Source organism: Streptomyces sp. WELS2, from assembly GCF_013870595.1.
GTDB lineage: Bacteria > Actinomycetota > Actinomycetes > Streptomycetales > Streptomycetaceae > Streptomyces.
This window is the reverse complement of record NZ_JACBWZ010001229.1, coordinates 1-1,396: the sequence shown is the minus strand read 5'-3', so window position 1 is coordinate 1,396 and position 1,396 is coordinate 1. Positions and strand designations below refer to the sequence as shown.

1 protein-coding gene and 1 pseudogene are annotated in these 1,396 nt (G+C 70.2%); one reads left to right on the top strand and one right to left on the bottom strand.

Features of this window, described 5'->3' with window-relative positions:
* Positions 1–892, bottom strand: an 892-nt coding sequence (locus H5J33_RS35260; RefSeq protein WP_181798718.1) for a YihY/virulence factor BrkB family protein, incomplete at its 3' end; no start/stop codon positions are given.
* A 175-nt stretch (positions 893–1,067) separates the two neighbouring features.
* On the opposite strand from H5J33_RS35260, the pseudogene H5J33_RS35255 reads away from it, so the two are divergent.
* A pseudogene (locus H5J33_RS35255) lies at positions 1,068–1,396 on the top strand (DNA alkylation response protein); the annotation flags it as partial.

Here is a 1,396-nt window from a genome sequence, read left to right as displayed (position 1 = left end):
CGATGGCCGCGTTCACGGCCGCGCCGACGAGCACGGCGAAGGCGCCCACCCCGATCCACAGCAGGACCGCGACCGCGGCGGCGAGGGAGCCGTAGATCGTGGCGCCCTCGATGGTGTACATGAGGTAGATGCGCAGCAGGAAGCTGCCCAGGACCCACATCGCGAGGGCGACCAGCGCGCCGGGCACGTCCTCGATCCACGGGGAGCGGACCGGCACCGAGACGTGGTACAGCGTCGTCAGGAAGGCGATGGACAGGACGATCACGACCGGCCAGTACAGGACCTGGACGACCGTCCCCGACCAGGGCACGATCCGGACCACCGCGTCCGGCCCGGCCACCATCAGCGGCAGCGCCACCGAGCCGATCAGCAGCGCCACGATGAACAGCAGGAACGCCATGATCCGCGTTTTCACGATGCCACGGACGCCGTCGAGCCCGTACATGACGGTGATGGTGTCGATGAAGACGTTCACCGCGCGCGATCCCGACCACAGGGCGAACAGGAAGCCTATGGAGATGACATCGGGCCGGCCGCCCTTCATCACGTCGTGCAGGATCGGCTCGGCGATCTCCTTGACGCCCTTGTCGGACAGCACCGTGCGCGACGCGTCGAGGAGGTTGGTCTCGAGGCTGTGGATGGTGTCCGCGCCGGTCCAGTCGTCGACGTAGCCGAGCAGACCGATCAGGCTCAGCAGCAGCGGCGGCACGGACAGCAGCGTGAAGAACGCCGCCTCCGCCGCCAGGCCGAGGATGCGGTACTCCATGCAGGAGTTGACGGTGTCCTTGAGCAACAGCCAGGCGGTCCTGCGCTTGGAGACGTTCCGGTAGAGAGCTCTGGCCCGGTGGAAGCGGCCGGCCGGGCGCTCGGGGGTTTCACTTGCTGGCTGCACGACCCAAAGGTATCCGCAGCACGGGACCGCCCTCACCTTCCGGGGCCCGCGATCGGTTCCAGGGGGTGGGGTGAGGCGGTTCCGGCCCGCCGGGCGGCTGCCGTGTGTCACTCTGGAAGCCGTCACCGCCGCTCCGGAAGCCATCACCGCGGCCTTCCCGGGTAGGTTCCCCATCATGGCAGGCACCTCCACCCACACCGTGACCAACCAGCCGCCGCCGCTGGTCGGCCACGACGTCTTCACCACCGACCGCGCCCTCGCCGAGGCCGTCGACCGGTACACCGGCGCGGACGTCCTGGACGAAGTGCGCGCCGAGCTGTCCGCGCTGGGCCGGGCCGTGGGTTCGGCGCAGGTGCAGGAGTGGGCGGTGCGGGCGAACGAGCACCCGCCCCGGCTGCGCAGCCACGACCGGTACGGCCACCGGATCGACGAGGTGGAGTTCGACCCGGCCTGGCACCGGCTGCTCGGCAAGGGGCTCGGCCATGGCGGGCGTGCCCAGCGTCG